The 25,952-nt window shown below is 27.8% G+C and carries 25 protein-coding genes; 9 read left to right on the top strand and 16 right to left on the bottom strand.

Features of this window, described 5'->3' with window-relative positions; translation table 4 throughout:
- Positions 1–85 precede the first annotated feature (85 nt).
- Together RDJ14_RS04805 and RDJ14_RS04800 are read left to right on the top strand one after the other, a co-directional pair.
- The gene (locus RDJ14_RS04805; RefSeq protein WP_308150226.1) at positions 86–451 is read left to right on the top strand and encodes a hypothetical protein; all 366 of its coding nucleotides are present in this window, start codon (positions 86–88) and stop codon (positions 449–451) included.
- Between the two features lie 4 nt (positions 452–455).
- Positions 456–1,055 carry a hypothetical protein gene (locus RDJ14_RS04800; protein ID WP_308150225.1) on the top strand — a complete coding sequence of 200 codons (600 nt, stop codon included), beginning with the start codon at positions 456–458 and terminating at the stop codon, positions 1,053–1,055.
- Positions 1,056–1,120: 65 nt separating this feature from the next.
- Here the strand turns inward: RDJ14_RS04800 and RDJ14_RS04795 are convergent, their stop codons facing one another.
- The 4 genes from RDJ14_RS04795 to RDJ14_RS04780 all read right to left on the bottom strand — a co-directional run bounded on the left by RDJ14_RS04795 (position 1,121) and on the right by RDJ14_RS04780 (position 7,121).
- Entirely contained in the window at positions 1,121–1,402 is a 282-nt protein-coding gene (locus tag RDJ14_RS04795; protein WP_308150224.1) for a hypothetical protein, read from the bottom strand.
- Positions 1,403–1,542: 140 nt separating this feature from the next.
- Complete coding sequence (locus RDJ14_RS04790; protein ID WP_308150223.1) at positions 1,543–3,459, bottom strand: hypothetical protein; 1,917 nt, start codon at positions 3,457–3,459, stop codon at positions 1,543–1,545.
- Between the two features lie 184 nt (positions 3,460–3,643).
- A complete protein-coding gene (locus RDJ14_RS04785; RefSeq protein WP_308150222.1) occupies positions 3,644–4,750 on the bottom strand; it encodes a hypothetical protein in 1,107 nt (368 codons plus the stop codon).
- Positions 4,751–5,000: 250 nt separating this feature from the next.
- A complete protein-coding gene (locus RDJ14_RS04780) occupies positions 5,001–7,121 on the bottom strand; it encodes a hypothetical protein (RefSeq protein ID WP_308150221.1) in 2,121 nt (706 codons plus the stop codon).
- 836 nt (positions 7,122–7,957) lie between these two features.
- Between RDJ14_RS04780 and RDJ14_RS04775 the strand changes: the two genes are divergently transcribed.
- A complete protein-coding gene (locus RDJ14_RS04775; RefSeq protein ID WP_308150220.1) occupies positions 7,958–9,169 on the top strand; it encodes a hypothetical protein in 1,212 nt (403 codons plus the stop codon).
- Between the two features lie 57 nt (positions 9,170–9,226).
- Here the strand turns inward: RDJ14_RS04775 and RDJ14_RS04770 are convergent, their stop codons facing one another.
- The 3 genes from RDJ14_RS04770 to RDJ14_RS04760 are packed head-to-tail and all read right to left on the bottom strand — an operon-like array spanning position 9,227 to position 11,786.
- Positions 9,227–10,078, bottom strand: coding sequence for an energy-coupling factor transporter transmembrane component T (locus tag RDJ14_RS04770; protein ID WP_308150219.1), 852 nt, complete (start codon positions 10,076–10,078; stop codon positions 9,227–9,229).
- 14 nt (positions 10,079–10,092) lie between these two features.
- Entirely contained in the window at positions 10,093–10,968 is an 876-nt protein-coding gene (locus tag RDJ14_RS04765; protein WP_308150218.1) for an energy-coupling factor transporter ATPase, read from the bottom strand.
- Entirely contained in the window at positions 10,944–11,786 is an 843-nt protein-coding gene (locus RDJ14_RS04760) for an energy-coupling factor transporter ATPase (RefSeq protein ID WP_308150217.1), read from the bottom strand. Before RDJ14_RS04760 ends, RDJ14_RS04765 begins: the two co-directional genes overlap by 25 nt.
- A 609-nt stretch (positions 11,787–12,395) precedes the next feature.
- On the opposite strand from RDJ14_RS04760, the gene RDJ14_RS04755 reads away from it, so the two are divergent.
- The gene (locus tag RDJ14_RS04755; RefSeq protein WP_308150216.1) at positions 12,396–12,893 is read left to right on the top strand and encodes an ankyrin repeat domain-containing protein; all 498 of its coding nucleotides are present in this window, start codon (positions 12,396–12,398) and stop codon (positions 12,891–12,893) included.
- 1,308 nt (positions 12,894–14,201) lie between these two features.
- Here RDJ14_RS04755 and RDJ14_RS04750 read toward each other — a convergent pair.
- From RDJ14_RS04750 to RDJ14_RS04720, 7 genes are all read right to left on the bottom strand, one after another.
- Positions 14,202–14,999, bottom strand: a complete 798-nt coding sequence (locus RDJ14_RS04750; protein ID WP_308150215.1) for a hypothetical protein — start codon at positions 14,997–14,999, stop codon at positions 14,202–14,204.
- 24 nt (positions 15,000–15,023) lie between these two features.
- Positions 15,024–15,671, bottom strand: coding sequence for a nitroreductase family protein (locus RDJ14_RS04745; RefSeq protein WP_308150214.1), 648 nt, complete (start codon positions 15,669–15,671; stop codon positions 15,024–15,026).
- 116 nt (positions 15,672–15,787) lie between these two features.
- On the bottom strand, positions 15,788–17,032 hold the full coding sequence (tuf, locus tag RDJ14_RS04740) for an elongation factor Tu (RefSeq protein ID WP_308150213.1): 1,245 nt from the start codon (positions 17,030–17,032) through the stop codon (positions 15,788–15,790).
- Between the two features lie 123 nt (positions 17,033–17,155).
- Positions 17,156–19,252 carry an elongation factor G gene (fusA, locus tag RDJ14_RS04735; protein WP_308150212.1) on the bottom strand — a complete coding sequence of 699 codons (2,097 nt, stop codon included), beginning with the start codon at positions 19,250–19,252 and terminating at the stop codon, positions 17,156–17,158.
- Between the two features lie 21 nt (positions 19,253–19,273).
- Positions 19,274–19,741, bottom strand: a complete 468-nt coding sequence (rpsG, locus tag RDJ14_RS04730) for a 30S ribosomal protein S7 (protein ID WP_308150211.1) — start codon at positions 19,739–19,741, stop codon at positions 19,274–19,276.
- A gap of 14 nt (positions 19,742–19,755) precedes the next feature.
- Positions 19,756–20,175 (bottom strand): 30S ribosomal protein S12, encoded by a 420-nt coding sequence (rpsL, locus tag RDJ14_RS04725; protein ID WP_308150210.1) that lies wholly within the window; start codon positions 20,173–20,175, stop codon positions 19,756–19,758.
- A gap of 581 nt (positions 20,176–20,756) precedes the next feature.
- Positions 20,757–20,981, bottom strand: coding sequence for a hypothetical protein (locus tag RDJ14_RS04720; RefSeq protein WP_308150209.1), 225 nt, complete (start codon positions 20,979–20,981; stop codon positions 20,757–20,759).
- A gap of 117 nt (positions 20,982–21,098) precedes the next feature.
- Between RDJ14_RS04720 and RDJ14_RS04715 the strand changes: the two genes are divergently transcribed.
- The 3 genes from RDJ14_RS04715 to RDJ14_RS04705 all read left to right on the top strand — a co-directional run bounded on the left by RDJ14_RS04715 (position 21,099) and on the right by RDJ14_RS04705 (position 22,550).
- Positions 21,099–21,515: a hypothetical protein gene (locus tag RDJ14_RS04715; RefSeq protein ID WP_308150208.1), complete on the top strand. Its 417-nt coding sequence runs from the start codon at positions 21,099–21,101 to the stop codon at positions 21,513–21,515.
- A 96-nt stretch (positions 21,516–21,611) separates the two neighbouring features.
- Positions 21,612–22,058 (top strand): transposase, encoded by a 447-nt coding sequence (locus RDJ14_RS04710; RefSeq protein ID WP_308150207.1) that lies wholly within the window; start codon positions 21,612–21,614, stop codon positions 22,056–22,058.
- Positions 22,059–22,391: 333 nt separating this feature from the next.
- Complete coding sequence (locus RDJ14_RS04705) at positions 22,392–22,550, top strand: hypothetical protein (RefSeq protein ID WP_308150206.1); 159 nt, start codon at positions 22,392–22,394, stop codon at positions 22,548–22,550.
- Positions 22,551–22,605: 55 nt separating this feature from the next.
- On the opposite strand, the gene RDJ14_RS04700 is transcribed toward RDJ14_RS04705, so the two are convergent.
- A complete protein-coding gene (locus RDJ14_RS04700) occupies positions 22,606–22,767 on the bottom strand; it encodes a hypothetical protein (protein ID WP_308150205.1) in 162 nt (53 codons plus the stop codon).
- Positions 22,768–23,005: 238 nt separating this feature from the next.
- Here RDJ14_RS04700 and RDJ14_RS04695 point away from each other — a divergent pair, with 238 nt between their 5' ends.
- Positions 23,006–23,293: an HU family DNA-binding protein gene (locus tag RDJ14_RS04695; protein WP_308150204.1), complete on the top strand. Its 288-nt coding sequence runs from the start codon at positions 23,006–23,008 to the stop codon at positions 23,291–23,293.
- A 16-nt stretch (positions 23,294–23,309) separates the two neighbouring features.
- Here the strand turns inward: RDJ14_RS04695 and RDJ14_RS04690 are convergent, their stop codons facing one another.
- Entirely contained in the window at positions 23,310–24,995 is a 1,686-nt protein-coding gene (locus RDJ14_RS04690; protein ID WP_308150203.1) for an MATE family efflux transporter, read from the bottom strand.
- Between the two features lie 407 nt (positions 24,996–25,402).
- Here RDJ14_RS04690 and RDJ14_RS04685 point away from each other — a divergent pair, with 407 nt between their 5' ends.
- Positions 25,403–25,756, top strand: coding sequence for a hypothetical protein (locus RDJ14_RS04685; RefSeq protein ID WP_308150202.1), 354 nt, complete (start codon positions 25,403–25,405; stop codon positions 25,754–25,756).
- Positions 25,757–25,952: the final 196 nt, after the last annotated feature.

Raw genomic sequence — 25,952 nt, 5'->3', positions numbered from 1 at the left:
TAATAATTAAAAAGAAAATGTTGTAATAATATTTTTGACACTAATGATATAATTAATATAAGAAATAATAAATTAAGGTGATAATATGCCAGCACAAAGAAAATATTTAGGAAATTATAAAGAAAAGATACAAGAATATTTTATTGAAAATAAAAATATACCAACCAGAATGACAAAAACTGGTTTAAATTTAGCACTTGGAATTGATAGAAAATATATATTTGATTGCCGACGCTACCAGACAAAATGACAACAAAATTTTTTAAAAGATTATGATAAAGCATGTCAAAAAATTGCTAATTATTTATTAAGAAGTACTATGCAAGACCCAAAGTATCAATGAGAATATTTAAGAAAATGTCATCCAGAAGAATTTGATGATTTACAAGATAATTATCAAGATAATACCACTCAAAAGGGCGTATCAAGTAAATCTAGTTGAACTAATTAGTAAATTGTCATTCAAAACTAAAATATTTGATGGATTACAAGTTTTTATGAGAAAAAGTGCTGATGATTTTTTATTTGAAAGTAATAAATTTGCAACTGACGTAATAAATCTTTATAAAGATACTTTACCAAAAGAATGAATAAATTATAAGTTGAAAATATTATTTTTCGAATCACAATTAACTGAATTTTATGGGAGAGTATCCTGAACCGATAGAGTAGTTCAATTATCTTGTGAAAATATATATAAACTTCCTCATACCAACATTATTCACCCAGTTGTTTTTCGTAATGAAAACGACATGCCAATTCCACAAGCTGTAATATCTTCTAATCACAATTTCACGTCTTTAGTGTTAAATATTACCAATGATACAAGTGGTAGTGGTAACCTTATTTCCAATAATCAATCAAATGATAGTACACCTATCGTTCCGTATCTAGCAATAGGTGCGGTGGTAGGAGGAGCAATCGCTTATGGTGTTTATAAAGCGTATAGTAATTACAAGTCATTTAACAGTATTCCTAGGGAAGATTTAGAATTTAAAGATGCATCGTCTGCTTCTAGTCAAGAACAAGGTCAGTTAATACAACATAATTGTTAATAGTTATATATATTAAAAACTCCATTATCTTTTAGTAAGGGAGTTTTTAATAAAATTATTTTTAATTATCCTTTGTTTCCACGGTTACGGTCGTCACGTCCGCGTCCAGCAAATCCACCAGTGTTGTTTCCTCAACTAGAGTCACCACGATCGCTACGTGGTCTGAAGCTTCCACGATCTCCGCCTCTGTCTCCACCTTGTGGTCTTGCTCCACGTTCAGCGAAACGTTTTTCACGGTCTTCGGTAATTTTTACAAGTGTTGATAAGTTTTTACTAATTTCAACTACTTTTTCGTTTAAGGCTTTAATTTCGCCTAATAATGCTTCAATTGTTTGATTGTTTTCCATTAACAATGCCTCTTCTTTCTGGCGCCTAATTGATAAATCTGATAATAATATCTGATGTAATATGATTATAAGCACTTAATTAAGTATAGCATTAATTAAAAGAATGTATAATAAAAAATTAATTTTTTGATATATTTTTTTTATGATTTTAGTGTGATATCTTTAATTCAAATTTGACTTTTATTATCTCCAATTTTTTGACTAGCATCTCCAGCAATAACAACGACAATATTGTATGTTGTTGTTCCTTTTGTTAATGTATAGAAAATTGTTGATTGGTTAGTTTGCTCATCGTATGTGCCATGGTCTACAGTTGTAGTTCATAGTTTAGTATCTTTATTAAAGTCAATGGTTTTTTCAGCACGTGAATAAACGTAGGGAATGTAGGTATCAATTGTTAAAGTAACATTAGTTAGGATAGTGTCAATAGTTGAATCATAAGTTTTTAGGAAATCTAAAATCATACCTAAGGGTGAATCGGTAGTAAAAGTTTTATCTTTGACTCCTAAATCTGATAAAATTTCATTTCAATTATTGTCAATATTATCTTTATTTGAACTCTTAATTAAGTCTATAGCATCTTTGAAACCTTTATTAACAGATAAATCCTTTATTTTTTTACTAAAGTCAATAAAATTAATATTTAGTTTATCATCACTAGTAAAGGTTTTAATAATAGCCTCTAATCAATCATTAATGTTATATTGTGCTAAGGATGGTGAAAGCATATTAAATGCATCTTTTAGTTTATTATTAATAGCATCATGGAATAGTTTTGAACTTTCCATTGTTTGCGTAAATGTTGTTGGGTCCTTATCTTTACTTGCATTAATAACAACATCACTAAAAATTCCTTGGTTTTTGTCGTTAGCACTAAGTAAATTAGTAAAGAAAGTAGCAAAATTTTCTGGTGATGTGATTAGATTTTTAACAGTTGTTAATACATCGTTAATATTTAAAATACCTTTATCAGGTTCACTTGCTGTTGTACCATCAATAATTGTTTTGATAGTGGTTGTTGGTGGAAAACCTAGTACTTGTCATTTAATAACAGGAATAAGTATTTCAATTAGTTTCATAGGGTTAGCAATAAAAGGAAGAACAACTTTTAATAGTTTATTTGTGTCAATGTCAACTAGTTCGTTTCTTTCATTGTAAACCAATGCTTCATTTAAGGCTTTACCAAGAAATTGATTGCTTGTAGTTTTGTATAAGTTATTAATGTCAATACTTGTTTTAGCCATAAAGAAACTATCTCAACTAGTAATTTTACTAATATTTTCTTTGGTAAATAAATTTGTTGTAACATTTTCTGATGTAGCTTCACTTTGTTTGTCATAACCACTAGCAGTAAGTCAACCATCATTTCCATTTGGACCTAAAACAGTAAGTTGAATACTTTTAGCAATATCACCTTGACCATCATTATAGTAGTTCTTACCATTAGCTGTTAAATCTTTTGTTTGATCAAAACCTTTTAGTGAGTCTAATAAATCACCAACACTGCTTAATAATGATGGAATATCTAATGAACCATTAAACAGTTGTAGAAGCATTGGTTCAATTGCTGATTTTCTTAGATTTAGTAAACTAACAATATCTTCTGGTTTAGCATCTTTAATAATTGGTAAAAAAGATTTAACTGTTTTAATAGTATCTTTTATGCTATTAAAATTATCAGCGGCTGTAGTTGCGCTATTGTCAACAAAATTCTTATCTCCAACATTACCAGTAATGGTTTTATTATAGCCTCAATCATTGGTAAAATCTTGATAACTATTACCATCAGTAGTTTCGCTAGTATCATGCTTGATGTTATTGTCACTATTTTTTAATGTATCATTTAATAAGTTGTTAGTGTTAATATTTTGTTGTTTACTTGTTAGTAAACTTTTAGTAACAACACTACTTTCTTGTGCTCATTTTTTGACTTGGTCATTAACTACAATGTTATTGTCTGATGGTTTACCATTATCTTTTGTTTTACATGCTACTACTGGTAAAACTGTAGTTGAAGACATGGCAAGAATGCCAATTAGTGATAATATTTTTCTCATAATTATTACTCCTTTTCTTTGTTATTACAACATTATAGCAAAATAGATAGTTTAGAACTATCTATTTTGCTAAAAAGATGCGTAATTTTGCGTTTACTAACTACTTAGGGTACGCTCTTTTTTAACTCATAGAGTTAAAAAAGACTACATTACTTAAATTAATATTGAGTACATTGTAAAGATTTTATGCTAAAAATCATTTGAAATAAATATTAGTATTATCATGTCAAAGCCTTAAATCAATTTCTGCAAAGTGACCTATATCTGTAAGATAAATAATATAAAGTGACGTGATGTTATTAGAATCTTGAATATCAGTTGTTTGTTTAGAAGATTCAAAATTTATATTAGAATCATGATTTGGTACTGTTAATTTTAAATAAGAGTTATTATTAAAATTAAATGTGGAATATATTTTAGTAAACGTATCTCAATCACGAGCATTATTACTTCAGTTAATTAACGTATATGTATTACTAGTGTCATAATTTGTACCAAAACTAGGACCAATGTATTCATTATTTCAACCATAATTAATCGAACTATTTATATTATAAACATTATCATTAGTAGCAATAACATTAATAACACTATCTGCTAAAACTTCATCAGGGCTTTTAAAACTACTTTGATTAAGAAAATATGTACCCAAACTTTTAGCAACAACCCTATCAATTCCACCAGGAATACGTTCCGCTTTAGCAATATAATATAAACCTAATGTTTCACTTAAACTATTACTATGTTCTACTTTATTAGCTGATTGTTGGCTACTAATATCAATACGGTTTTCGACACCACCCATTTGTAAATATTTTCAACTGCTATTATCCCCACTAAAGAAACTAGCACTATAAACACTTTTACTATAAGGATTATAACTATCTTTAACAGTTGTTACTTTTTTATGAGCAGTCATTTCTTGTTGAATGTTATTTAACATATTTTTATCAGCATCAGTAAGTTTTAAACTAGAATCAATTGTTAGATTTCCATTACTATCAACAATAAAAGCATTTTTCGTTGGTGTTCCATCACTTAACTTACCAACAGCATGATTTGTATCATAACTATAATATTTACTATCAGTAGTTGCTTTATTAGTGATTCAACTATCTTGATTTAAATAACCAAATTTATTATTAAATAATGAATTTAATTTTGTTTCATTACTAGGGCTATTATTAAGTTCGCTATTAATATTAGTAGTATTATTAATAACATTTGCTGTTACGTTATTTGCTAACGTTAAAGTAGTTAAACTACTTAAAATAATTGTTAATTGTTTCATAATTTATGCTCCTTTACTTTTTAAACATAGATGGTCATAACAACCCGTTTTTTGAATAATTTTAGACTTTTTTCCCTATTTATGTGATAAAATCTTAATTATACACAAAGGGAGAAAAGCTTATAAAAGTAATACTAAACTTTTTAGTTTTAAAAAGCAACAAATTTTTGACACATATAAATTAATTTTTGAAATAGATTATTATCATTTGTTTATTTCCAACATAGGGTGATTGCAACTTAAGTAAGTATTAATTGCTAAGTGTAATTGTTTTAAATTTAAAATTACGAATACCTTGGAAAGTATTTAAATCTTCGCTATCAATAAGAGTAACTACAAAATGATAGGTAGTACCATTAATAGTATAATTAAAATCATATTTTAAATTAATGGTTTCAGTGTTATTAACAGTATTACGTTGCATACTAATATTATAAGTATGTCCTAATTTAGTATTAGGAACATCAAAATAATCCTCATAGTTAGTTTTAATTCATTGGTTATTAAAGTTACTAATAATATCTGATAAACCAAGTTTTTTATCAGTGTCAGCAGTAGTACCAAACATTAAGTTTAAAATTTTAGTTAGTTCACTATTTTGGTCGAGCATAGCTTTTTCTAAAATGTCAATGGGTAAATCAGGAGTAAAAATATTATAGTTAGTTCCTGGTTTATTACCACCAAGGTCAACATATAACTGTTCAATCCTACTATCTTGAATGGGGTCATTATTTTTAATAATATCTTTTAAGGTAACCATTGCCGTAGTTAGTTTATTTAATAAACCATTAGTAGCCTCTAGTAAAAATAATTTAGTTTTAACTAAATCTATATCAATGAATTTTCCTGCAGGATATTGGTTACCAAGTTGGGTAATAAGATTAACAATCATATCAACAGTATTTTTAACTTTATCTGATGTTAGGAAACCAGCAGCGCTATCAACTAAACTATTTTTAATGTCGTGATCAATATAAGTACTATTTAAAATAGAACCAAGTGGAGCATTAACTTTTCCAATCATGGGGGCAGTAACACCTATTTTTATATCATAAGTAAAGGTATCTAATGTTTTATCGTTACCAGATCACCCTAATAATTTTTTAATAATACTTTTTAATTGTTCAGGACTATTTACTAAATTTTTAATAGTATTAGCAATATCTAATAAGTTAAAACTTTGCGTAGTTTGGTTAGTTGGAATGTCACCAACTATTAAATGTTTAACACCAAGGGTAATATCAGGCATTTTTAAAATTCATTTTTTAATTATTGGGATAATACCTTCTATAATTAATAAAGGATATAAAGGATTGGATAATAAGAAAGGTATAAATTGTGATATATCTTTTAATAATCCATCTGTATCAATATTATTATTAGTATCAATATGGTCGCTAAGAACATCCCCAAAATATCGCGGTGCTGGTACTGGTGGCACTGGGGGAACAGGATTAATTATTTCAGAGTGGTCGCTACTAATTTTTCAAAATAAATAATTAATTAGTGAGCCACCGCGGTATAAATTAAAATCATCTTGTGATCATGAATCAAGAGCATGACCAGTAGTTAAAGCAATAAGTGTGGGCGTAAGACCGCTATTTAATTTTCAATCAGTCCCATTAACTCATGCACTATACGGTTTATAACTATTATCTTTTGAATTAATTATGAAATTTTTTAATGCTGACAAATCATTAGGTGTTTTTTGTCCGGTGGTATCTCATTCACCATTAACTAAGCCACCCATTAATCTACTAATTTCTGGAATAAAATCGGTATCATAGTTATTAATCAAATTAATCGCTAATTGTAAAGTTGCTGGTTTATCTGCTAGATTACCTTGCAAGGTTTTAAGAAATTCCACAATCGGTCCATGGGCGATCCCATTAGGAGCAATTGCTAAACTATACAAAGTTGGGTTGTTAAATGCTGTTAGTAATCTAATTCGACTAGCAGTATTAAAACCATTAGTAATTGTTCGTCGCGTGTTAACATTTTTTGTTAATGTTCCAGTTCCTGTCCCTTTAAAATAAGTACTAGCATCAAAACCATTGGTTTCAATATTACCATTACTTCCTCATTTATTTGCAAACTCACCTCAATTATTTACGGTTTGCCCGTTACTGGCATTAACAATACTCCCATTTTTAGTTTGTTTCATAATATCATCGTTAGTGCTATTAGTGTCACTGTCAATGACTTTGGACATAACAAGACTTTTAAGAACTGATGATGTTTGATCAGCAAAACTACGAGCTATGGCATTAGCAGCACGGTTAACATAAAAGTTAAAACTACAAGCTACTAGGGGGCTAGCAGATGAAGTTATTAATAAAACAATTCCAACTTTAGTAAACAATTTTTTCATAATCTGCTCCTTAATAATTTATTGATGTTTATTAATTATATTAATTTTACTAAAACTAAGATTTTTAAGTTGTAAGATACTTGTTTTGAACTAAATGACAGTAGTTATTAGTTAAGTTGAAAGTGAATAAAATCATTGTTAGTCAAACCAGTTAATATCTTTTGAAGCATTTTAATTGATAAAAATTGAAATAGTAATGTAATTAAATATAAAGTTTAAAAATAAAAAATGCAATAGGCGTACTGGAAATACCCTATTGTTGACAGAATATGCATAATGTATACATAAACCTGCATTTATGTTATATGTTTTTCATGATTTTTTTTACAACCGACATTTTAAATATAACTTAATATGTCGTTTTTTCGTTTTTAAAGTTTTCTGATTTATGAATATATAGGAAAAAACTTTGTTTATAAACAAAAGTTAGTTAAAATTATAAGTTTTTATTTAATTAAATTTAATAATCAAATGTCAGCAGTTGGCTGAACAAAGATACCTTGTTGATCATTTAATTGAAATACTGCTCCTTTTTTATTTAAATTAATATATTGTTGTTGACCATTTAAATATATAGAGTTTGATGTTAATAGTTTAGAATGAAAAATTTCAAAATATGTATTTCAATAAAAACTTTAATTGCTAATTTTAAAGAAATAGAGAACCACTGTGTTACTAATTTAACAACAAATCTAATGATGGAATACATGAAACAATCTGTAAACTTAAATAAAGCGTTAAAATAACAATTAAAACTTGATAAATAAACACGTATAAGTTTTATTAATAAAAAAATAAACGCAGTACAAAACATTAATAAAAGTGAAAAATATCAATTGATTAATAAATCTATTGATTCTAAACAAGAATTTAAACAATATCACAAAAAAATTCAACAATATGAAGAATACTACGAAAACATCATTGCAGAAAAAAAAGTAAGTGAAAAAGAAATTATAGACAAACTTAAACAACAATCAGACACAAAAAATCAAGAGTTAAAAGATGAAATTAGTAATCACGTAACTTTACTTACTTCGCAAATTCAAAGTTATAATGATAAGATAATTGATTTTATTAAATATTTTACTACTATGCTAAATAAATTTATTATATGATTTGAAAACAATAAATGAGATCGTGAAAAACATAAATTAAATCATACAATAAATTCTCTATTAAAGCCAGGAACAATTATTAAAATTATTTATAAAAATGATAATTTAGAATATCAATTACAATGATCAAATTTTATTTTTTTAAGAACACAAAATAACTATCATTTGGTATTAGCAATTACCAATAATGAAACATTTAATTATCAAAAAATGACTAATAAAGATAAAAAAAATTTTGTTAATGATTTAATTGAAAAGAAAAAGTATTATTTTTTACATGATAATTTTTGCCATTTATACACTAAATTTGCATTAGAAGAACATGCTTTTTTAACTAATAAAAAGATTAATAACATTTTAACAAAAATAGACCCATTAATAAATGAGATCGACACTATAGAAACTGAAACACCTGAATCAACTAATGAAAAACAAATTAAAATTTACAAAACAAAACTTGATGAAATATTTCAACAAGTTGAAAAAAAATATCATATCTTAAAAGAAGAATTAGATGACATTTTATCAAAATTTAAACAAAATACTGGTGTTATTAATTTTGATATTAATGAAACTAAAACTATAACATTATGCGAACTTGATGCTTCACTAGATTCCTCCTTTAAAGATTTAAAACTAATAGTTTTGTTTTCTTTAGCATATTTTAATTCTTCTTTTAATTTTTTTATTTCTTCGTTTGAAACTTTTATAATATCATCTTTAAGCTTTATTTCACGTGAAAAAGAATTAACTAATTCTTCAGTATATATGTCAGTATATTGTTGAATTCTTTGAATTATATCATCAGTTGGTTCACTGTTGTCATTAACTATAAATCAAATAAATATTATTACGAATGAATCTGATAAAGAATTTAGTGAATCAAAAATAAGGGATGTAGCAAATAGAGAATGTATAAGAATTTTATAACTAAAACCTTGGTACTACTTAATTATAGTACCAAGATTCTTTATCATTGTTTAATTATTAAATAGCATAATAATCATCAATAAACGGAATTCGTCAGAAAATATTTGGATGGACACTATAACTAATGATAAATGCTAGTATTCCAACCCCTAAAATAAAGAAACAAATATCTTTAAAATCAATATGGTATTGGCGAAAACGGGTACGTTTACCTTGAGGGTCATAACCACGTGAGTCCATAGCATAAGCTAGGTCTTCGGCTTTTTGGAATGAAGATACTAATAATGGAATAATTAATGAAACTAATGATTTAACTTTTTCTTTAAAATGCCCATTTTTTAAATCCACACCTCGCGAAGCTTGCGCTTTTAAAATTCTTCCTGCTTCATCCAATAATGTTGGAATTGAACGTAAGGCAATAGAAATAATCATAGAAATAATATGAACTGGAAATTTAATAACTTTTAATGGCATCATAATGTCTTCTAAAGCCAATGTTAAATCTAATGGTTGCGTTGTTGTTGTTAATATTGTCGTAATTAAAATCATTAAGTAAATTCTAACTCCCGTGTAAAGACTGACGAAAATCGCTTTATAAGAAAGTTTAATCGCACCTCAATGTCAAATCATTCCAACTTCAGGACTACTTCCTGCTAAAAAACAGTTAATCATAAATAATATTATTGTCATAAACAAAATAGGACGCATTAAACGAAATAACATAAGAAATGGTAATTTAGCACAAAAGAAAATAGTCAAAACAGCAACACCAATAATGGCATACCCTTCAAAACCGGTATGGAAAAAAATGGAAACAATTAAGCAAATTAAAACTACCAATTTGATTCTTGGATCAACACGATGAACAATTGAGTTTAATGGTAAATATCGTCCAAAACTAATTTTCATAAATCTTTTTCTCCTTACTTTTTCTTGTCATTTTTTGCTAATATTTGTTCTAATTGTTCAATTAATTCTGAAGTACTACGAGCATTAATTTTTGAAGTATCAAATCCAGCAGCTTCTAGTTTATATAAAAAACTATAAACTTTTGGTGGTTCAATGCCAGTTTCAGCAATTAATTGTTGATCACGGAAAATGGTAATAGGATCAGCTTTTTTATAAATTTTAGTATTATGTAAAACAATAACTTCATCAGCTACCATTAATACATGATTCATATTGTGAGTAACAAGAATAATTGTTTTATTTTCTTTATGATTTAAATCATAAAATAACTTAATTAATTCTTTTTCACCATCAGGGTCTAAACCAGCAGTTGGTTCATCAAGAATTAGCGTATGACCTTGTAATGCTAAAATTCCCGCAATAGCTACCCTTCGTTTTTGACCACCTGATAAATCAAAAGGACTACGAGGTAAATAACTTTTATCTAATCCTACCACTTTAATATATTTTTTAGCCAAGTCTCGAGCAACATCTTTTTTTTCACCAAAATTAACAGGTCCAAACATAATATCACGTTCAATTGTTTCTTCAAACAATTGATATTCAGGAAACTGAAATACTAAGCCAATTTGTTTACGAATTTTTTTAATATCACGTATTTTCTTTTGATTGGCTTTAATAATAAAATCATTGATAGAAACAGTTCCTGTCATTGGAATTAATAAACCATTAATATGTTGGACTAAAGTTGATTTACCACTTCCAGTTTCACCAATAACAGCAACTATTTTATGTTCATCAATATCAACAGTAATATCTTTTAATGCTTCATATTGATAAGGGGTTTTAGGTGAGTAAGTGTAACCTACTTCTTTGAATTTAATTGACATAGTTTAGAAATCAACTCCTCTTCATTCAACGTCTCGGCAATGTTTATTCCTTTACTTTTAAGACCTAATGAGACTTTCAACACAAATGGAATATCAAGATGAATACTTTGAAGAAATTTCCATTCTTTTAGTATTTCTGCTGGTGTTCCATAACGCACTAGCTTTCCTTTATTCATAACGATAACTTTATCAGCATTGATAATTTCATCCATATCATGGGTAATAGAAATAATAGTTTTATTACGTTGTTTTTGTAATTCCAACATAATCTCTTTTACTTCTCGTTTACCTTTTGGGTCTAACATGCTTGTGGCTTCATCAAAAATAATGATATCAGGTTCTAAGGCTAAGACAGAAGCAATAGCAACTCGTTGCTTTTGTCCACCTGATAGTCATAGTGGTTCATGATCTAAGTATTTTTTCATACCTACAGCTTTAGAAACACGGTCAATGATGGCAGGCATATTGCTTGGTGGAACTAAATGATTTTCCAAACCAAAAGCAATATCATCACGAACAGTGGAACCAATAAACTGGTTATCAGGATTTTGAAAAACAATTCCTAAATGTTTTCTTAATTGTTTAATATTTTTATTAGTCACAATTTCACCAAAGAGTTTAATTTCTCCTTTTTGTTTATGTAAAACACCAATAATAAGTTTTGATAGTGTTGACTTACCAGAACCATTATGGCCAATAATAGTGATGTATTCACCATGAGTAATGTCAAAACAGACATTATCAACAGCATTTGGATATTCTTGTTTATAACGAAATTCAACGTTTTTTAAACTTAGTGATATTTTAGATTTACTCATACAAATTCTAACTCCATTTTTAAAGATTATAATAGTAAAATTATAACAGTAATTTTATATATATCAATTTATAATTTTTAATTATTTTTTATTAATAACTCTAATAAATTTTATAATTAAGTAAGACTTATTTCATAACTAAAGATGTCGTTATCTTATGATAATGTCCAACCTAAGATTAAAATAATACCTTAGGAGGTATCATATAGTGCTTACCCGAAAGTTGTAATTTTATAAGAACCTGTTTAAAAAAGTTCAAACTAGTATATAGAGTGCAAAACTTTTAACTTTTTGTTGTGGAAAACTAAATATTTGATATAAAACTAAAGTTTAGTTTAATTAGGTAGTAAAAAAATATTTTTAACATTCAAAAAACCTTTGTGTGTCATTACGTTACATATTATAAATAGCTTGAAAAAACTTTATTTTAATAGATTCTAAACAAGTTCTTAGACAAAAAACAACATATATTTTAGATGCTGATATTTCTGCATGTTTTGACAACATTAATCAAAAAATTCTGTTAGAAAACTTAAAATATTAAAATAAATTTCATTAAAATTATTAAGCAATTTAATTATAAGACCTTTGGTGTTCTAGTAAGTTTTTTTGAACTTACTAGGCGTTTTATATTTAAACACAAAACAAATGTTAGGAGAAACAATATGTTTAGAACTGAAATTATGGAAAAATTTGAAGAAAAAAAGAAAAGAAGAAATATTTAAAAAAATATTAAAAAATATAAGTGATAACACATTTGAAGAAACTAAAAATTTAATTAAAGAATTAGGAGATATAAATTTTAAAAGTGGAAATGATACAAGAACTATTTGATCAACTGCTTGTTGAATAGGAAATCAAAAATTAGCTAAATTTTGTTTAGAAAACAAAGTTGATGTAAATGCTCAAGATGATCATGGTAATACTGCTTTAAGTTGAGCTATTATGAACAATAAATCAGAAATGTGTAGATTTTTATTGAATAAGGGTGCTAGTTTAGAAATTAAAAATTTTATTGATAAAACACCTTTAGATTTTATTAAAACTGGCACGGTTACTCTCAGAATTCTATTAAAATTGAAAAAAAAGCAACAATTAAAGAATTAGAAAATTACTTCTATGAAAAATTTAAAAAAGAAACTATAAACAAGATAAATTATGAACAATTAATTCGTTCACTCCCCGGAACTACTACTTTTGCTAGTGATGAATGTAATGAGAATAAAAAAATTAGTGAACTTATTTCTGCTCTTCAAATTAATGAATATACTATTTTAAAAGAATTAAACGCAGTAAATCCCGAACAAAATTTAATACATAATCTTGATAAACTAGAACTAAAACTAGATAAAGAACGAATTGAAAAAATTAAAGAAGAATTAACTGAAACAGAATGAGACAAATTACATAAAAAAATAGAACAACAAAAAAATCAAGAAGTAAATACTATTAGTATAAGTAAAGCAAACCCAGAAATTAAAAAACAAAATCCTAAAAAAACCCAACCATTTCAAGGAAGACAAGGAACAACACAACCTCAAGATTTTCCTCAAATAACTAAAAAAGAAGAAACATCAAAGTTAAGTAAAAAGAAATCTACTTACGCTCTACACTAAAAATAAACTAATAAAAAGTAATTAGTGTATGACTTTCAATTACTAATAATTACATACAGCAAATTAGTCTCTTTGTATGATCTTGGCATCATTACAAATTTTAGAACAACAAAAAGCAACCAAAAACAAAAAAGGCATAGAAAATATTGTACTAAATCAATTCAGAAAAACTAAAGTTATAGAGAAAATTAAAAATTATTCTTTAATTTTCGTAGGAATTTCAAATGTAGTTTTTATATTTCTTGTTCGTTTTATTTACTTGTAACTTTTTAATATTCATATGACAGAACCTAATATTAAAATAATATGTGGAATAATACTAATATAAAGTCATGGATTTCCATAGTCTACATTTTTACCAATAAATAATCCTAAAAGAATAACAGTAGAAATTATAATAAAAAGTATGCTTCAAATTTTAACTCAAATTCCAGGAACAACCTTAGTGGAAAAAGTTGCTAATATATACATAATACCAATTAAAATCAATCAAAATCCACTTTCTTGAAGACCAAAAAAATTATAGCTAATAAAATTGATAGAATATAATAAACCAAAAAAGGAAAATAATACTGCTCCAATTAATATTAATATTTTTTCCAAAGTTAAACTAATTTGAATTTTGCCCATATATGAAAACCTCGTGAATCTTTATTTTATTAACACTTATATTGTACATTATTTAAAAAATAAATCTTTCATATACTTTTTAGAGTAAAAAAATGAATGTTAATTATAAGAAACTTCATTTTTAAAATAACAACATTCTTAATTGGAAATAAAATTTAAAATTATTTTTTTACTTTCTGGCAACTAATTCATATAATAATGATAAAATGGCACTACCAATTAAGACATCATTTTGATTATGATTAGCAACTTGATTGCTAAAAGTAGGTAATAAACAAAGATTATCAAAAAAATATTGATCAATAATACGTCCAATATCATTATTAGTCATGATTGATTGTGGTTTTAAAATTTTTCAGTATTCATCATTATTTTTTATTAACATTCATGTTTTTTTAGTAGCACCAATATCTTGATGTAAACCTTTTTTATATAAAGGTAAGTTCAATATATGATCTTTGTTTCAAATATCATATAAGTCAAATATTTTATGATAATGGAAAAAATAAGTGATTTTATTTTTGTTTTTAGCTTCATCAATATGATAAGCTAAATAATTTTTTAATAATAAAATTTCAGTTCTTGCCCCTAATACTACTAATGATTTAATGTGATATTTTAATAATTTGCTAATTAAAAATTTATAAAATTGGGCTTGAAAAACTATTAATTCATTATTATTTTTTAAAATGCTAGCATTTGGAATTAGTGTTTTTACAAATAATTTTAGTTTTTTTCGTTGCAGAATGTCAGGAGCTAAGTCTTCTTTTTTGGTAATTATTAATATAGCAATTGAAAAAATTTTCTCAAAATCATTTTGATAAATATTATTGGTCTTTTTTTGTAACAAATTACGAAAAGTTTCAAAATCAAAAATAGCAATTGAAAATTCAATTTTATCTAAAAATTTCTTAATAGTACTAAGATTTATTTCAATATCCAAATCATTTATTTTAAATTTTTGCATTACAATGTCCTTATTCGCTAAATCTTATTTAATAATAGCGCTAATTTCATCAGGTTCACGTTTTATAATTTTAGTTTTTGAAGAGTGTCCATATCCAGCACATACTAAAACAGCAACATGGTATTTATGAGGTTCAATTAATTTATTAGTTTCTAGAAATTGTAATAATAGTTTTTTATTAAAACCTCCAAGAACAACATTATCAATTTCATGCGCTGTTAATAACAATAATAAATTTTGTAACAAAATAAAAGTTTGACATTGTGCTCAATGACTAATTTGTACTTTTTGTTCGACATCAAAGAAATTGTTAAAAGTTAATTTATATGTTTCATATTGAACTTTGGTTAAATTACGGTTTTTCATAACAGTCTTCATGAATCAATCATTACTAGTATTAAAGGTTTCGCCACTATAACTAAGTAATATAAATAAATGAGAACAACTGCTTACTTGTTCTTGATTGTTAATAATTGGTTGTAGTTCTTTTTTAATTTTAGGATTGCTAATAACTAAAATTTTTCATGGTTCTAAACCATAAGCGGAAGGAGTGTGACGAACATAGTTTAAAATATCATTAATTTTACTATCGGTAATTATTTTTGTATTATCATAATTTCGAATTGATTTACGATTTAAGATTATACTTTCTAGTTCCTTAACATAAGGCATGGGTATCAACTCTTTTCTTCAAGTTAATTTTACTACTTAAATGATAAAATTTTAAAAAAATCTTTACTCTTAAAAATAAAGAGTAAAGATTTAATATTTTAGAATAGTTAAAGTAATTATTTAATAATTTCAGTAACTTGTCCAGCTCCAACAGTTCTTCCACCTTCACGGATTGAGAATTGTGTTCCTTTTTCAAGGGCAACTGGGTGAATTAATTCAACAGAAATAGTTACGTTATCGCCAGGCATAATCATTTCAGCTTTTTCACCTTTGTTTTTAAAGTCATCCATACTTCCTGTAACATCTGTCGTACGGAAATAGAATTGTGGGCGGTATCCAGCATGAAATGAAGTATGACGTCCACCTTCTTCTTTACTTAAGATATAAACTTCAGCTTTAAACTTAGTATGTGGTGTAACAGATCCAGGTTTGCAAATAACTTGTCCACGTTGTACATCTTCACGTTTGATTCCACGCAATAATACTCCAACGTTATCTCCAGCATAAGCTTCATCTAAGAATTTTCTGAACATTTCAATATCTGTAACAACAACTTTTTTGTGTCCATTGTTAATACCAACAATATCAACTTCTTCATTTTTCTTTAAAGTTCCACGTTCAATTCTTCCCGTAGCAACCGTTCCACGTCCTGTAATAGTGAATACATCTTCAACGGCTAATAATAACGGTTTTTCAGTATCTCTAACTGGAGTTGGAATTCATTCATCCATAGCAGTTAATAATTCTTTGATTTTTGCTTGTCATTCAGGTTTTCCATCAAGCGCTCCTCTTGCAGAACCACGAATGATTGGTGTGTTGTCTCCATCGAATTCGTATTTAGTTAGTAATTCACGAATTTCCATTTCAACTAGTTCTAACATATCTTCATCTTCCATAAGGTCACATTTGTTTAAGAAAACAACAATGTTTTTAACACCAACTTGACGAGCAAGTAAAATGTGTTCACGAGTTTGAGGCATTGGACCGTCTGTAGCAGCAACAACTAAGATTGAACCATCCATTTGCGCAGCACCAGTAATCATGTTTTTAATGTAGTCAGCATGGCCTGGACAGTCAACGTGAGCATAGTGACGTTTTGTAGTTTCGTACTCAACGTGAGCAGTGTTAATTGTAATACCACGTGCTTTTTCTTCAGGAGCTGCATCGATATCAGCATATCCTTTAGAAACACCTTTGTACCCATCTTTTTCATGTTTTGAACAATAGTCAGTAATTGCAGCTGTTAATGTCGTCTTACCATGGTCAACGTGACCAATTGTTCCAACGTTAACGTGCGGTTTACCACGTTCGAATTTTTGTTTTGGGCCTGTAGCTGCAGGCTTTTTCTTTACTTCTGCCATTTTATAATTCCTCCTTGAATATACTAATTTTATTTTGATATTTTATTTATTTAACAATATAATTAAACACTACAGTAATTTTAAAGTAAAGTTAAATTACTTGCAATTAAATTATCATTATTTTTAAGAAATTCTTACTTTTTTATACTTACCAACAATTGTTTCTGTTACTGATTTTGGTGCTTCTTCATAATGTGAGAATGACATTGTATATGTTCCACGTCCTTGGGTCATTGAACGTAACTCAGTAGCGTATCCGAACATTTCAGAAAGTGGTACTTTACATCTAACAACTTTAGAATGACCTCTCATATCATCGCTAATAATTGTTCCTCTTTTGCCAGAGATTTTACCAACAATAGATCCGTAGTAATCTTCAGGGATAACTACTTCAACATCCATAATTGGCTCTAATAATACTGGTTTTAATAAGTCTTTATTATCTTGTAATGCTTTAGAAGCAGCAATATTAAAGGCATTTTCTGAAGAGTCAACTGGGTGGAATGAGCCATCATATAGCGTTGCTTTAACATCAATTACAGGATATCCAGCAATTAAACCATTAGCAAGTGATTTAATTAAACCAGCTTCAACAGGTTTAATGTATTCACGAGGCACTTTACCACCAACGATTTTATCAACGAATTCAAATCCTTTATCAGGGTTTGGTTCAAATTTAATAATAACGTGACCATATTGCCCTTTCCCTCCAGATTGGTGAATATATTTACCTTCGGCTTTTTCACAAACTGCTTTAATTGTTTCACGATAAGCAACTTGTGGATTACCAACATTAGTTTCCACTTTGAATTCACGTTTTAGACGGTCAGTTAAGATATCTAAGTGCAATTCTCCCATTCCTGAAATAATTACTTGTCCAGTTTCTTTATCTGTTGCGACACGGAAAGTTGGGTCTTCTTCTGCTAGTTTTTGCAATCCGATACCCATTTTTTCTTGATCAGCTTTAGTTTTTGGTTCTAAAGCTAATGAGATAACTGGTTCTGGGAATACCATTTTTTCAAGAATGATTTCATGTTTTTCATCACATAAAGTATCACCAGTAGTTGTATCTTTTAACGCAGCAATAGCTGCAATATCACCAGCATATACTTTTTTAATTTCTTGACGACTATTAGCATGCATTTGAACAATACGTCCAACACGTTCTTTTTTATCCTTTGTTGAGTTTAAAATGTAACTTCCCGCATTTAGTGTACCTGAGTACACTCTGAAGAAAGTTAATCTTCCAACAAAAGGATCAGTCATAACTTTGAAAGCTAAAGCTGAGAATGGTTCACTATCACTTGATTTACGAACATCTTCTTTACCATTTGGCAAGATTCCTTTAATAGCAGGAACATCTAGTGGTGAAGGTAAGTAATCAATAACAGCATCAAGCATTAATTTAACACCTTTATTTTTGAAGGCACTTCCACATAAAACAGGGAAGAACTTAGCATCAATAGTAGCTTTACGAATTGCTTTTTTGATTAATGCAGCTGGTACTTCTTTTTCTTCTAAAAATAAGTTCATTATTTCATCATCATAATCACAAAGCGCTTCAAGTAATTCATGACGTCTAATTTCAACTTCATCTTTTAAGTCATCGGGGATTGGAATTTCTTTATAGTCTTCATTAGGTTTACCATCAAAGTGGTAAGCTTTCATTTCGATAATATCAATAATTCCATCAAATGCATCTTCAACACCAATTGGTCATTGAATAGCATGAGCATTGGCACCAAGTCTGTCTTTTAATGTTTGGATTGAATGTGCAAAGTCAGCACCAGTTTTGTCCATTTTGTTGGCAAAAACAATTCTTGGAACATTATATCTAGTTGCTTGGTTTCAAACAGTTTCAGTTTGTGGTTCAACACCTGTTTGAGCATCTAATACAGCAACTGCACCATCTAAAACACGAAGTGAACGTTCAACTTCAACAGTAAAGTCGACGTGACCGGGGGTGTCAATGATGTTAATACGGTAGTTTCTTCAAACAGCAGTAGTTGCTGCTGAAGTAATAGTAATTCCACGTTCTTGTTCTTGTGCCATTCAGTCCATAGTAGCTGCACCTTCGTGCACTTCACCAATCTTATGAATTTTACCAGTATGATATAACACACGTTCAGTAGTTGTAGTTTTACCAGCATCAATATGAGCCATAATTCCGATATTTCTAGTATGTGCTAGTGAATATTGGCGACCTGATATTTCTGACATTTAATTTTCTCCTTTATATTATTATCATTTATAATGAGCAAATGCTTTATTAGACTCAGCCATACGATGGATTTCATCACGTTTTTTGATTGATGAACCGTTACCTGTGTAAGCATCCATAATTTCAGCAGCTAATTTTTCTTCCATACTTCTTCCGTGTCTTGCTTTTGAGTAGGCAACTAATCAACGGATAGCTAGTGTTCCTTTACGAACTTCACTAACTTCAATTGGAACTTGGTAGTTAGCACCACCAATTCTTCTTGTTTTAATTTCTAGTTGTGGTGTAATGTTAGCAATAGCCTTTTCAAATACTGATAATGGTTCTTCTTTTGTTTTTTCGGTAACAATTTTAAAGGCATTGTAAACTATTCTTTGCGCTACACTTTTCTTACCGTCAGTCATAATTGCATTAATAAGTTGTGTTACAACTTTTGATTTAAATACTGGGTCGGCAACTAGTTCTCTTTTAATAGCTTGATTCTTACGCATTGATTTTTCCCTCCTTATTTTTTATCTTTTGGTTTTTTAGTTCCGTATAGAGAACGACTTTGGTTACGTTTAGCAACTCCTGCAGTATCAGCAACTCCACGTACTACGTGATATCTAACTCCGGGCAAGTCTTTTACTCTTCCTCCACGAATTAAAACAATAGCATGTTCTTGTAAGTTGTGACCTTCTCCTCCAATGTAAGCAGTAACTTCCATACCATTAGTTAAACGAGCACGAACGTACTTTCTTAACGCTGAGTTAGGTTTTTTTGGTGTCATAGTTCCAGCACGGGTAACTACACCTTTTTTTTGAGAACAACTAATTCCAAATGTTCTTTTTGATAATGAATTGTATCCAACATTTAATGCTGGAGATTTTGATTTATACTTTTTAGTTTTACGTCCATTACGTACTAACTGATTCATTGTTGGCATTAATTGCAAGCCTCCTTCTAAAATGAAAAGATTAATTATATACACAAGTCCTAGTGTATCAAAATTTAGTCCAATAAGTATAATAACAGTTTTTAGGGGTAATAGTCAAATTATTTTAAAAAAATAAAAAATTTTTCTTTAATTTTGTAGAAAAGTAAGTGTGATGTATTTTTAGATATAAAATAATACTTATAGTGTTATTTTAAGCAAATTTTTTGCAAATAATAAATCTTTTAAATTTGAATATTGGAAATAAATAACACTTTATTATAAAAACTATTTTTAGTATAATAAATTAAAGAAAATTTTAAAGTTAAAAGAGCACTTAGTTAACTAGTGCTCTTTATTTTATTTAGTTTATTGCTTTATTTTACGTCAACAATATTGGTTTCAAAAACAATACTAGTAATAGTTTTAAGTGTAACGATAACTTTAATAAGAAACTGCTACTTGAAATAATCTACAGCATTTTTTGAGTGCTAGAGATTCTAGTTAAATTCTTACCTTGAACACCTGATTTTAAAGCAGTAATAATATCATCAACATCATTTGGTATTGTTCCTGGGTTACAACTGTAGTTCCTAATGGGCTACTATGCCAGTTAAAACTGCATCAAATGTTTCAGACTTTGAACCAACTGTAACTATAACGCGAAGAGTGTTATTATCTATAACTAATCTAGTATGTCCATCACTTGGTGTAGCAAAAACAACTGTAGCATCAACTTTAATTTTTGTAGCTGCTGCTTGAAATAACATTAAAGCATCTGCTTGTGTGCTTAAAGTACCTAAACTTGACCCATCCACACCAGCTTTTAATTGGCTAACAATTGCATCAGAATTTTCCTTTAATTTTGTAGAAAAGTAGGGTTTTCACTTTAAAATTTAATTAAAAGTAGTATTTTCTTATTAAGAGGTGATTTCATGAATAAAAATGATATTATTGAAGGATTAAACAAACTTTCGGATAAAGATTTCATTGAAATTATTAGAAATTCTGAACAAAGAATTAAAATAATCGGGAAAAAAGAGAAATTGGCAGCAGTTGAAGAAAAATTTGAAAAGAAAGGTGTGCAATGTCCTGATTGTGACTCATTTCAATGTATAAAGAATGGAACTAAGGATTATAAGCAACGTTACAGATGCAAAAGTTGCAATATTACTTTTCATGCTTTTAAAAAACATTACTTATACTGAAGTCACTTATCTCATGACCAATGAGATTTATTAATACAACTTACCATATTAGGAATATCTGCTCATAACATTTCTCAAGCTATCAATACCACTCTTAGAACTGCCTGATTTAATCGCCAAAATTCATGAAATCACCACAACTAGCAAAATCACAACAACCCCCTAAAAAGCTCAAATGCACTATCCAAATTGATGAAACCTTCCTCAAAGAAATACATAAAGGTAACTTTAAAAACCCAGATGATCCAAGAAAGAAAACACATAGAAGAAAATAGTAAAGATTTGAATTGTTGTATTGAAATGGCAATTGATAGCGAAAATAATATATATGCTCAAGTTACTAACACTAAAAGATTAAAAAAAGAATGAGTTCAAAAAAATTTAACTAATGAACTCATTGAAGAAGGTTCAATACTAGCTTGCGACATGCACACCTTATATGACACAGTAGCACAACAAACAAAATGTACTCTTCAACAATTCAAAACTAAAACAAACCCAGAAGCAAGTTATAAAAACTTAAATAAAGTTAGCAAAATACAATCAAGTTTAAAAGAATTTATTACTCATTATCATGGAATAGGATTTACCGACATTCAACAATATCTCAACTTATGGAAATTTAAGTATCAGCACTATGGATTAACGCCTCATCAAAAATCTACCGTGTTGTACTTTGCTATATAAAAATAAAAAATCCAAAATTCAATAAAAGCAAATTTTAGGTTGTATTGATGCCTTTTTTTATTTCATCCCTACTTTTCTATAAAATTAAAGGAAAATCTTAAAAGTAAGAGAAAAACTCATTTTCAATCTTTAAGTTTTTGTTATCATTATAACCAAAATTCAGTTTTAGAAATTTTCATTTTTAAACACAATTGTCAATGACTTTTAATACTGAATAATGATTTTTACTATAACTTTTAACTTTAAAAATCGAGAGTTATTTTTTCTTTTCATTATTAATTCAGGAAATTAAAATAGCACTAGTTAACTAGTGCTATTTATGTTTAATTTATTGTGTTTATTTATTTTACATTAACAATATTGGCGTTAAAAGCATCGCTAGTAATGGTTTTAAGTGTAACGATAACTTTAATAAGACTATCACCATTAATTAAAGGTGTAGTTGCATCAGCTGGTACTGCTAATGTTACAGTAGCATCTTTATTAATGTAAGTTGTTGTTGTTTGGAATAAATCTAAAGCATTTTTTTGGGTGCTAATTCCACTAGTTAATCTTTACCTTGAACACCTGATTTTAAAGCAGTAATAATATCATCAACATCATTTTGTAAGGTTCTTGCTTTACTACCACAAGCCACAACTGTTGATAGTGATGCTGTTGTTAATACTGTAGCACCTAATAGTCTAATTATTATTTTCATGCTTTTCATAAGTTTTTCCTCCAGGTTTTTCATTTGTTAATAAGCAAGATAGTATCAAAAAAATCTTAAAAGTAAAGGAAAAAACTAATTTTCAACCTTTACGTTTTCATTACTATTATAGGAAATTCAGTTTTAAAAATTTCATTAAACACGGCTTTTTTGAAAAATGTTATATAATAATACTATCATTTAAGTTATTTTTAATATATTGATGATGATTGGTTATGAGGAAAGGGTTGAAATTTTTATGCAAAAAAAACAAATTATTAAAGTGGTTCAAAAAGAATTACAAAGTTCAGAAGCAGATTACAAGGATGCTTTAGAAACTATGTTTGAAAAAATTATCCTGACTTTAGAGCGGGGAGAGGACGTTACAATAAGAAACTTTGGAACATTTACGATTAAAACTCGTAAAGCCCGCAGAGGAGTAAATCCTAAAACAGGTGAATCAATTATGATTGATAAACAACGTGTTGTTAAATTTAATTCATGCAAAAAATTAAAACAATTAGTAAATGGTAAAGGAAAAAAATAGTTTAAAGGCACTTTGATTAACAAAGTGCCTTTAACTTAATAAATTTTGATGCATAAACTCTTAATATAATAAACTTTTCTAATGCTATTGTTTCTACTATTTTTGATTCAGAATTATTTTCTAATTTATTAATAGTTTCCATAGTTTGACCTTTGGTAGCATGAATAAAAGGTCGTGCTCTTCAAAATGTATAACCTAATAAAGGTAATAATACAGATGCTGCAAATAAATCAATAAAACCAACAAATAAATAAAAATAGAAACCATCACCAGTACTCTTGGCAACGACATACCCTAATCCTAAACAAATAATAGGCATAATAATAGTACGTTGCAGACTAGCAAATAAAGAAATTTTACCACGATTAATTGATTGATAAAAAATAACAGCAATATAATGTAATGTTGCTAACGGATAAAATGCAAATTGCATAATAATATAAATCTTAAAATGTTTAGCCATTGCTAAGTCAACACCAAAGAAATGCATCATATATTGACCTGCAATTACTACTAATAGTAATGAAGCTATTAATAATAAAATTAACAATAATGTTAAGCGTCACATTAATTGTCAAACACGACTAAAATCTTTTGTTCCATAGACATAACCAACTAATGCCCGTGCTCCTTGCGTAATTCCAATAATTGGCGCATTAATTAAAACTAATCATGGCATAATTCCACCATATAACTGCACATAAACTGGAATACTACTGTCACTATTATGATAATCTGGAGGTGGTAACAAATTTAAAATTTTAGTTGTAACCATAGCTAAAATACTTTGAGCAATATTTTGTAATAATGACGTTGCACCAATTAGTAAAATACCTATTACAAATGCTTTCTTTAATTTTAAGTGTACTAAATTAAATCTGATATTAGAACCACTATGTCAAATAATGGCAATAGCCATTAAGTTAATACTTGCTCAAGCAATGATAGTAGCATAAGCTGTCCCTTCCATTCCCATTTTACCAGGAATAACAAAAATAAAGTCTAATGATAAGTTTACTAAACAAGCAAAGACATTAATTAAGATAGTTCATAGCATCATTCCCTCACTACGTAGTAATGAAATTCAAAAATTAGCTAAAAATAAAAAAGGAGTTGCTAAAATTAATATTCTTGAAAAACGGACTGCCTCTTTAATAATGATGTCTCTAATAGCTGGATCAGTGCTGCCGTCAGCACTACCTGCCTGAAATTCAATAATACTTTGACAACTAAAGTACATAGTTATCATAAAAATAATAGAAATAATGAATGACAATAAAAAACCATTACCTAAATATTGTGACATGCGTTCACGTTTGTTTTTTCCATAGGCAATAGAATACTTAATTCCCGTTCCTGTGGAAATTAATAAAGCAAATGCTACCATCATTGCTGATGGAACTGCTGCATATGTTGTAGCAATGTTAATAATTTTCAATGCCTGGTCAGCTGAAATTGTTAAATTGGGATTACTATAATTATTAATAATATTATTACCACCTCATTGGGTAGCAATTCATTTATCAAAAATTTGATAAGTAGAAAAAATAATAATAGCAATAATGGTCGGAGTTACCATCATAAAAATCGCTTTTCATGGTTTAGCTGTTGTAAAAATTGCTTGTCGTTTTAATTTTTTAGCTAGATTTCTAGTGGCTTTATTATTTTTAACTGCTGATTGAGTTTGTGTAAGTCTATTCATAATTTCTCCTTTCTAATTATAATTAAAATAAAATTCTTATATTCTGAAATACAAGAAACAAATTGTTTATTAATGCTTTTTTTGACGTAAACATCTCACTTATAAGTATAACTCATTATTAATATATCTTACATAAATTATTAAAAAATATTCCTGTGTCCTAAAATGTTACCTTCTAAAAGTTAATATTTTAACCTTCTTAGATTGGGATTTAACCTCAAAAGGTAATAACACATTTTTAGTGCAAAAATCAGAAATAATTATAAATAAAATTTAAAAGTTTAAAATATATTTACTTCTTAAAAGTTTTAAGAAGTTGTGGTCTTTATAATGTAAAGAAATACTAGTTAAATTAGTTTTTTTATATATAAACAATAAAAAATCTTACTATAAAGGAGACAAAAAATATGAAAAGCATAAAAACATTATTAAGATTAATGGGTGCTATTAGTTTAAGTGCAGTTGCAACAAGTTCAGTTGTTGCTTGTACATCGCAACTAAAATTTACTGAATTAACTAACACTGGACTTAATGGTGAAATTAGTAGTCTATTAAATATCAACAGAACAATTTATGTTGCCACTGGTGGAGTGACCGAACCAAAATTATATAAATCAACAAACGGCAATACATTTACTGAATTAACTAACACTGGAATTAATAATTGAATTAATAGTTTATTAAATGTCAACGGAACAATTTATGCTGCCGTTGAAGATAATGAACGTTATCATGATAAGTTGTATAAATCATTAGGGTAATAATACTTTGTTTATTACTAATTAGAATCTTTATTTCTTTTTATTTTACAAATGGTTAGGTTAAGTCTAAGATTGTGTGTAAATTTAAAAAAGTAATAAAAAATGAGCCATATACCCCTCCTTATCAAATATAATTAGTTTGAAAATAAAAACTAGATAGGATGAGAAATATATGACTCCATTAAATTTTACAATA

Origin of the sequence: Spiroplasma sp. AdecLV25b, from assembly GCF_030913225.1 — a bacterium.
Taxonomy (GTDB): domain Bacteria; phylum Bacillota_I; class Bacilli_A; order Mycoplasmatales; family VBWQ01; genus Spiroplasma_E.
This window is presented reverse-complemented; position numbering and strand designations above follow the sequence as displayed.